Source organism: Kitasatospora sp. NPDC023120, from assembly GCF_055560835.1.
This window is the reverse complement of the sequence record NZ_JBVHHY010000032.1, coordinates 43,562-52,457: the sequence shown is the minus strand read 5'-3', so window position 1 is coordinate 52,457 and position 8,896 is coordinate 43,562. Positions and strand designations below refer to the sequence as shown.

Sequence of the window (8,896 nt, the reverse complement as noted above, 5' to 3'; positions counted from 1 at the left end):
CCGAACCCGCCGGCACCGTCGCGGTGATCTGCGTCGCCGACACCACCGTGAACGACGAGGCATTGACGGCACCGAACCGCACCGCCGTCACCCCCGCGAACCCAGTGCCCGTCAGCGTCACCACCGACCCCGCCGCCCCCGACGCCGGACTGACCGAACCGATCACCGGAGCGGCGACCGCGTATGTGAACGCCACACCGTTGCTGGTACCGCCGGGCGTCGTCACGGTCACCTGCACCGTGCCCGAACCCGCCGGCACCGTCGCGGTGATCTGCGTCGCCGACACCACCGTGAACGACGAGGCATTGACGGCACCGAACCGCACCGCCGTCACCCCCGCGAACCCAGTGCCCGTCAGCGTCACCACCGACCCCGCCGCCCCCGACGCCGGACTGACCGAACCGATCACCGGAGCGGCGACCGCGTATGTGAACGCCACACCGTTGCTGGTCGCCCCCCACCACCACGCCACCACGGTCACCTGCACCGTGCCCGACCCCGCCGGCACCGTCGCGGTGATCTGGGTGTCCGACACCACCGTGAACGACGAGGCGTTGACGGCACCGAACCGCACCGCCGTCACCCCCGCGAACCCAGTGCCCGTCAGGGTCACCACCGACCCCGCCGCCCCCGACGCCGGACTGACCGAAACGATCACCGGTATGTTGCTATCATGCATGGCTTACCCCCAAAGGGTTGTGCAGTCTTCGAGTTGACGAATGTCGTGCCTGACGAACGTCGTGCGTGCGCAAGCGGCCGGAGAGCCGGTTGTCCGCCCGGGGATGCGCGACCACGGGCGCCGAGGCGGGGAGCCCCGGTCGATGGAGGGAACATCGACCGGGGCTCGTCAGGGGTGTATCGCTGGGCGGGTCAGGCGGAACAGACTGGCTCATCCCAGCGGAGGAGATCGCCGCCGTCCGCCCGGTCGCTGTCGCCGGAAGCCTCCCCGGGGCGGTCGAAACGCCGTCCTCGGCCGATCCGCCCCCGGCTCCGCCTGTGCTTGCCGCGGACGGACTCGGCCGAGCGCATCACGGAGGAGTTCCGTTCGAAAGCGTGGCCGTCGACGGCTGCGGTCGCGCTCTCCGTCGTAGACGGTCTGCTCGGAGGTTGACGGCCCACCAGCACGGTCGGCACGTACCACCCCAGCAGATGCCCCCAGCACCACACCGCTGAAGTCGTCCGTCGACGGTCCGAGGGAGGGGAGCCGGCAGACCACCTGTCCGCCGCACGGGTCAGCACGCCTCGGAGCCTTTGGATCGCTTGCATAACGCCTCCTGGCGTATGTAAGCCGCCGCATCCGCCGGCACCGCTGAGACGGTGCCGGCAGATGGATCCACTTCCTCCACGGGGGTGCCCATCGCGAGCCGTACGTCACCCCGCCGCCTGAAGCAACAGCGGGCGCCGGCTGCGCGCTTCCCCCGGGAGGGATGGGCGGCCCGCCGGTTGGATACGGAAAAGTAATCCAGAGCCGTGAAATCGGTGACAAGTCTTCCGACCCGCTTTCACCCGCTTGGCGCAGCGCCCGGCCACCTCCCGAAATCCGGGAAACGGCCGATTCCGTAGCGCGCGACCCGACGCCGATCAGCGAAAACGGACACCCTTCCGGGGAATTTTCACGCTGATTCCCCACCCGGCGGGATCGCGACTTCCCGACCCGGGTTTCGCGCCGTGGGACCGGTCCGGGCAGGACCTGCGCGAGGACGCTCGGAGGTTGTCGCAGCGGGCCGGGTCGACCGGCCTCACAGCCGTGTCGTCCCCGGCACGCCCGGCACGGGCCGAGTCGCTGACCTGCGAAGTCCCGCCGGCGGCCGCGGGCCGGTCGTCCGCCATGGGATCCGTCCGCGGAAATCCGGGACCCCGGGGACGTCATGTGACGTTGCGGGTGATGTCGACGAAACGCGAGTAGTGGCCCTGGAACGCTACCGTCGCCGTGAATGTGCCGCCCATGCGGTTCTTGGCCACGATCAGGTCCGCCTCGCCGGCGCGCGGAGAATCCTTCGCGTAGGCGTCCTCCCGGTGGAGCAGGATGATTGCGTTGGCATTGGCCTCGATGCCACCGGATTCCCGCAGGTCGGCCATGGCGGGTTTCTTGTCCGCGCGCTGCTCGACGCACCGGTTGAGCTGAGCGGCCACGACCACCGGAATGTTGAAGGCCTTCGCGAGTATCTTGAGGCCGCGGGCGAGTTCGTCCACTTCGGTCGTGCGACTGCCGGCCCGGCCGGTCTCGGGGGTCATCAACTGCAGGTAGTCGACCAGGAGGACGGCCGGGAGCCGTCCCTGGGACTGCAGGCGGCGCAGCCGGGAACGCAGCCGGGGGATGCTGACCTCCTCGCTCGTGTCGACGGTCAGCGGAGGGACGCCGGCCAGGGCGATGGCCCGCAGTCGCCGTGCCTCCTGCTCCTGGTTCAGGGTGCGGTCGCGGATGCCGTGCAGGGGGACACGGGCCTCGGCGGCGACCATGCGCTGGATCACCTGCGTATGCGTCATCTCCAAGCTGTTCAGGTAGACCGGAAGGCGGTGCCGGATCGCGGCGTGCCGGGCCAGGTCGACCAACATCACGGACTTTCCCATCGCGGGCCTGGCGCCCACGACGACGAGGTCGCCGGGCTCGATGCGCAGGCCGGCCTCCAGGTCCACGTACGGGAGGGGCAGGAAGGGGACCGGTCCGGCCTCTTCCGCGGCGAACATCGCGTCGATCATCTCGGCCCAGTCCTTCACTTGATCGTCGGCGGCCTCGATGCCGCAGGTGACAGCCATGACCTCGGCCTGGGCGGTGTCCAGGACGGTTCCCAGGTGGCCTTCGGCGGCGTACCCCATGCCGGTGATCCGGGTACCCGCCACGATCAGGCGGCGCAGCACGGCGCACTCGTGGACGATCTCGGCGTAGTACTCCACGTTGGCCGTGGTCGGGACGGAGTCCACCAGGGTGTGCAGGTACGAGGCGCCGCCGACCCTGCAGAGCTCGCCGCGCTTGGTGAGCTCGTGCGCCAGGGTGATCGGGTCGGCCGGCTGGTCGGCCGCGTAGAGGTCGAGGATCGCCTGGTGGATCAGGGCGTGCGCGGGGCGGTAGTAGTGCTCCGGTCTCAGAGCCGTGCCCGTCACGTCGTTGATGGCGTTCGGGCAGAGCAGCATGCTGCCCAGCACGGACTGCTCGGCCGAGAGGTCCTGCGGGGGCCGCCGTTCCATCTCCCGTTCCTCCTCCCCTCGGTGGCGTCGACGGCCCGGGGGCGCCACCGCGTCCGTCGGCGGCAGGTGCGGGGAGGCTTGCGGGGGAATCGTCATGGCGGTCTCCTGTCATGGCGAGGGGCGGGCCGGCAGGGTCACGGGCGCCGCCTTCCTGCTCTGCGGCGCGCGGGACCGGCCGGTCAGGTGCTGCTGGGAACCGGTTTCGCGGCGGACGTGCAGGCACAGCGATCCGCGGTCTCCATGCCGTTGACCCGGCTGTAGACCCAGCCCTCGTCGCAGTCCCCGCAGAACGGCCGGGAGATCGGCGGCCAGGCGCTCCGCAGGCCCGGCTCGGCCGGAGCACCGGCGTACTGGGCCTTGGTGGCCTCACCCAGGCCCACCCAGGACGGCTGCTCGGTCCCCATCCACGTCGCGACCGCGATCAGCCAGTTCACCGACCGGCCCTGCCGCACCAACGTGGCCGCCGCCGCGGTGAAGTCGCGCAGCGCTGTCGCCCGGCGGTGCGGGCCGAAGCCCGCGGCCTTGCGTGCGTTGGTCCAGGCCGCGACGATCCGCTGCACCTGGGCGTCCTCGGCGGCGGTTTCGCCGCTGTCCCCGAACCGTCCGGGAGCGGTTCCCGGATCGGCCGTGCCGCCCGGCCCTCCTTCCGTGCCGGTCTTCTTCCGCTTCTTCACCGCCCGCTGTCCAGCGAACGGAGCAGAGGAGGAGTGGACTGAGTTAGAGGACAGAGTTGGGGTGCTTGAAGCACCTCCTGACAGCACTTCAAGCACCCCGGTGCTTGAAGCACCCGGGTCGAAGGCCTGTGAACCGGTCGAATCCGGACGGGGGGTGCTTGAAGCACCCGGGGTGCTCGGAGCACCCCCCGGGACGTCCGGTCCTGCGGAGCGTTTCGTCCCCTTGTCGACCCGGGGCTTGCGCGGCGGGGCGGGAGCGAGCGGCGGCCGGTCCTCGGCCGTCAGCGGTCCCAGCCCGCGGTCGGCCCGGTCCTCGTTCACCTTCGCCAGCTGTTCGGGGCTGAAGAACGAGAAGGGGATCAAGATGTCGTACACCTTCGGCCGCAGGGGCTTCGGGATGCGGAAGGCCGCCCGCTGATCGCCCTCACGGATGATGCCGCGGGCTTCCAACCGCTTCAGCCGGCGGGTGACCGTCGACTTGTCGCACAGGGCCGCCATCGCCAGCGAGTTCCGTGACGGATAGGCGTCGGTCCCGTCCGAGTTCGCCTTGCGCGCCAGCACGGTCAGCAGCAGCCGCTCGTAGGGGTCGTTCACCGGCGAGTGCTCGAGGGCCCAGTCCACGGCCAGGAAGCTCATCGCGGCACCGCCGTTCCGTCGGAACGGCGGTGCCGCGTGCCGCCCCGGTCGGGCGCGTGTCCGAGACACGCGCGGCAGGGCGCGCCGACGGCAGGACCGCCGGGGCGGCGGGACGGACCGGGATGCTCCGGGACCGGATCGCCGACCGGACGTGTGGGAAACCTCGCACCGTTGCGTGCGGTCATCGTGTTGTTCTCCTCTTCGCGACTGCAGCCATCCCGAAAGGATCAACCAGTGGCCGCTGCACGCGGACGCCACTCACCGAATCGCGATCAACCCCTCGGAACGGGGCCGGAATCCCCTGGTCACGCGACTCGCGCCCGATGTCCCCCGGCAGGCAGAACCCCTTCTGGGTCGGCAGCCGGCTCCGGAGCCGGAGGCCGCCCGCCGACTTGCCAGAAGATTATGTGTAACGCATAGTCACACGCCAAATGCGGATCGTGGCTGGGCGTGCGGCGGCGCCCTTCACCTCCACGGCGCTTCAGCGCGCCGGGTGAGGTGCCCGACGCGGCCTCGACGCGGGCGTCTGCGTCCTGCGGCCGGCGGCCGTGGACTCGGTACTCGGCCTCCGGTCGAGCACGGCGCCCACGGCCGCCGGCCGCTCCGCTCCTACCCGCCGCCGGGCAACCGGGCGGCGGGTACGGCGGAACGAGACTGCCCGGGCGGGACCGATGACGGTCCCGCCCGGGCAGGCGGCCTCGTCGGCCGTGCGGTCCGGTGGCCAGTGGCCTGACTCCCGGCTCAGATCCCCGGGCCGGCGAGGTAGGTGAACCCGCCCACGGCGGTCGCGCTGCCTCCCGCGGTGGTGACCGTGACGTCGACGGCCCCGGCGGTGCCGGGCGGCGTGACGGCGGTGACGACGGTGTCGCTGACGACGACGAACGGGGCCGGCGTGCCGCCGATGGTGACCGACTGGGTGCTGCTCAGGGCGGTGCCGGTGATGGTCACCGGGGTGCCGCCGGAGGTCGGGCCCACGCCGGGAACGACAGTGGCCACGGTGGGCGCGTCCACGTAGGTGTAGGTGAAGCCGTTGTTGGTTCCGCCCGCCGTGGTCACGCTCACCCCGACCGATCCGGCGGCCGTGCCCGCGGGCACGGTGACGGTGATGAGGCCGTCGCTGACGACGGTCGGCGTGGCGGCGTTGGCCCCGAAGTTCACGGCGGTGGCGGTCGACATCCCCGTGCCGGTGATGCTGACGGTGTTGCCGCCGGCCAGCGGCCCGGAGGTGTCGCTGAGCGCGGCCTTGAACGGCGCGCCGACGTAGTAGAAGTTGAGCGGGTTGCTGGTGCCGCCCGGGGTGGTCACGGTCACCTGGACCGTCCCGCTGCCCGACGGCGCGATGACGGTGACCGAGGTGGCGGTGTTGGCGGTGATGGTGGCCAGCTTGGAGCCGAAGTGCACGGCCGTGGCCCCGGCGAGGTTGACGCCGGTGATGGTGACGGTGGTTCCGCCGCCGGTCGATCCCTGGTTGGGGGAGATGGGCACGACTGTCTCCTTGGACGAGGTGGGTGAATGCCGCGACGGCGGGCCCAGGAGGAATCGCGGGGTACGCACGGTGCGGGTCGGACCAGGCCCCGGCGGGGACGAAACGGACGGCCGAGGCGGTGAACCGGGCGTCGGCGGGCCGGCTCACGGGTGTGGCCGGGCCGCTTTCCGGGCGTGAGGACGAGACCGTCCTGGATGGATTTCGCCGGTCGCGGTGGCGGGCGGATCGTTCACGCCCCTGCCAGGGGAGCCCATGGCGCCACGGTAGTGACCGGCCGTACGGCAGGCCGACGCCCCGCTCCCCCGGAGAGGATGGGCGACCCACCGGTTTGCAGCTTCCAGTAACCCATTGAGGTGACAAGCAGGCAAGGCGCTTGACGTCGCATCACCCGATTGGCGGCACGTTGCGGCCGGCAGCGCGACCCGCGCGGCGCGAACGCCCGGCCGCGCCGGACGCGTGGACCTGCCCGGCCGCACCGGCGGGGCCGTCCGCGGGTCGGCCCCCTGGGGGCCGCGTGCGCTTCCGGTGTGCGGCGCGCGAGCCCACGACGCGTCAACTGCCATTGACGCCCGGACCGGCCGACGTCCGGGCACGGGAGCGGACGGGGGGCGCGCGGGCGCCCGGGCGCGCGTGCACATCGGCCTATGCCTCTGACCGGTTCTCCGAGCGGCGGTGCCGGCCGTGCGACCGTCCGGGATCGCGGCCGTGCGCGCCACCGCTCCCCGGGCACGGTGGCGCGACGGGCGGCCGGATGGGCGCACGGCCCGGAATTCCGGGGAGGAACGCGAGCGCCGTCGCGCCCGCAGAGGTCTATTCCAGTCGACCCTCATTGCGCGCTTGCGAAGATTGTCAAGCATCCGACAGTCGAGATCCGGCCATCCTTTGGCCGATCTCCGCGTGCGACTTGACACGGCATACGCGGGGCCTTTGCCAATTGATTACAGCGCGATTCGCTCACTCAAATTGCACAGCAATCGGCGATGTCTTGAAGAATCCTTTCTGCTCCCGCCTCTGGATTTCGTGTATATTTCCTGGCTTCCCATGGGTCCCACGAGGGAGCCGTAATCCGTATCGGATCCTTACAGGAGCAAAATTGCTGACCGGAGAGGAATACATCAACATCTGTGCCCTGCGATCCCGAGGATTGTCCATCGCCGCAATCGCCCGTCTCCTCGGCCGCGACCGCAAGACGGTGAGCTCCTATCTGAGCGGGAAGCGCACGGTCGGGGTCCGCAGCTCCGGCGGGGGCGAGTTCGAGCGGTTCATCCCCTACTGCCGCCAGCGGCTGCAGGACGACGCCCACTTCGAGGCGTCGGCGCTGTTCGCCGAACTCGTCGACCTCGGCTACAGCGGCGGCTACTCGACCTTCACCCGCGCTCTGCGGACCCATCAGCTGCGTCCCAGGTGCCCGCTGTGCCAGCGTCCGCCCCGCACCCGCCCCGCTCGGCAGGACGACGCGGAGGAGGTGCACTTCCGCTGGTTCGTCTTCTGCGACCCCCCTGCGGACTGGGGCAGCACCCACGCCTGCGTCCTGGTGGGACGCCTGACCCGCTCCGAGCGCTGGAGCGCGGCGCTCGCGGAGCAGATCGACTTCGGCCACCTGGTCGGCTCCGTCGACCGCATCCTGCGCCAGTTGGGCGGGACCGGCTGGCGCTGGCGCTTCGACCGGACGCAGCCGATCCACTGCCCGGGGGGCGGAAAGCCGACCACGGCGCTGGGCAGGGTCGCGAAGCACTACGGTGTCGTCGCGGACCTCGGTCCGGCGCGGCAGGACGCCGACGACGAGGCGATCGGGCAAGCGCTCGCCCTGTGGTGGCGGACCGGTGGTGCGGACACCGGCCCGCTGGAGGCGCAGGAGAGCCTCGACAGGCTGGCCAGGCTCATGCACACCCACCAGGCCGCGGCGCGGGGCGGCCACGACGGGAGCAGCGAGCCGCCCGCGCCGGTCCTGCTCGACCTCCCCCACGACCCGTACCCCGCCAGGATCAGCGTGACCCGCGTGGTCTCGGCCAACAGCATGGTGTCGTACCGGGGCAACCTCTACGCGGTTCCGCGGCATCTGCACGGCCACGCCGTGGAAGTGCGCCGAAGGCTCGGTGACCCCCTCCTGGCGATCGCGACCCCTCGCGGACGGGTGATCGCCCAGCATTCACTGGCGCCCGACGGTGCCGGCCTGTCGGTCATCGGCCACCGGCACGGGATCGGTCTCGAGCGTCCGCTCCCGGTGCCGAGGCCGGCCTGCAACAGCAAGATGTACAGTCCTCCGTCCGCCGAAGCGCTCGCGGCGGCCGACGCGCTCCGACAGGACACCCGCGAAGAGGACGGGTTAGAGCCCGGTCGACAGGCCGGCGGTCCGCCGGGGCGCCCCGGCCGGTCCTGGCGGTGGACGGACGTCCTCGACCGGATCCGGAAGGACCCGCCCGAGGACGACGAGCACGTCCGTTCCGAAGCCGTGATCCACCTCGCCGCGCATCGGCAGCACGACCCGACGCCGTACCGGCGAAGCCACACCGGCTCGGCGAGGCACCCGGGATGGACGAGATAGCGCGTACGACGGCCTTCGGCCTGCCGGACCCTGCACCGGGCGTGATCACGCCCGGTGCAGGGTCCGGCAGGCCGCGCCCGAGGATGCACGGGGTCTCGGCCCCCGTCCTGCGGGCGGGCGGCCGGCCGGAGCCGGGTAGTCTCGCAGACCGGCGGCAAGTAAAACGCCGGGAATTGCTAACCGAATTCCCCATCCCACCCTTCCGGGCCCCGGAGGCCGCTCTCCCCGATAGTGACCCGGATGGAGTAGCGCAACTTTTGTATGAAAACTACTGAATTCACCTTCGATTGCCGGGACATCAATTCTTCGCACCACCCTGCCCGCCCACGCGCCCTGCCATCCGCGCTCGGCGGTGCATTACGTTCCGTC

General features: G+C 71.2%; 5 protein-coding genes. 1 reads left to right on the top strand and 4 read right to left on the bottom strand.

Features of this window, described 5'->3' with window-relative positions:
* From ACZ3TI_RS34490 to ACZ3TI_RS34475, 4 genes are all read right to left on the bottom strand, one after another.
* On the bottom strand, positions 1-679 hold a 679-nt coding region (locus tag ACZ3TI_RS34490), incomplete at its 3' end, for an IPT/TIG domain-containing protein (RefSeq protein WP_465733389.1).
* Positions 680-1,866: 1,187 nt separating this feature from the next.
* Entirely contained in the window at positions 1,867-3,282 is a 1,416-nt protein-coding gene (locus tag ACZ3TI_RS34485) for a replicative DNA helicase (protein ID WP_465733340.1), read from the bottom strand.
* Between the two features lie 83 nt (positions 3,283-3,365).
* On the bottom strand, positions 3,366-4,496 hold the full coding sequence (locus ACZ3TI_RS34480) for a helix-turn-helix domain-containing protein (RefSeq protein WP_465733338.1): 1,131 nt from the start codon (positions 4,494-4,496) through the stop codon (positions 3,366-3,368).
* A 741-nt stretch (positions 4,497-5,237) separates the two neighbouring features.
* The gene (locus ACZ3TI_RS34475) at positions 5,238-5,981 is read right to left on the bottom strand and encodes an IPT/TIG domain-containing protein (RefSeq protein WP_465733336.1); all 744 of its coding nucleotides are present in this window, start codon (positions 5,979-5,981) and stop codon (positions 5,238-5,240) included.
* Between the two features lie 1,145 nt (positions 5,982-7,126).
* Between ACZ3TI_RS34475 and ACZ3TI_RS34470 the strand changes: the two genes are divergently transcribed.
* Positions 7,127-8,527 carry a Mu transposase domain-containing protein gene (locus ACZ3TI_RS34470; RefSeq protein WP_465733334.1) on the top strand — a complete coding sequence of 467 codons (1,401 nt, stop codon included), beginning with the start codon at positions 7,127-7,129 and terminating at the stop codon, positions 8,525-8,527.
* The last annotated feature ends 369 nt before the right edge of the window (positions 8,528-8,896 follow it).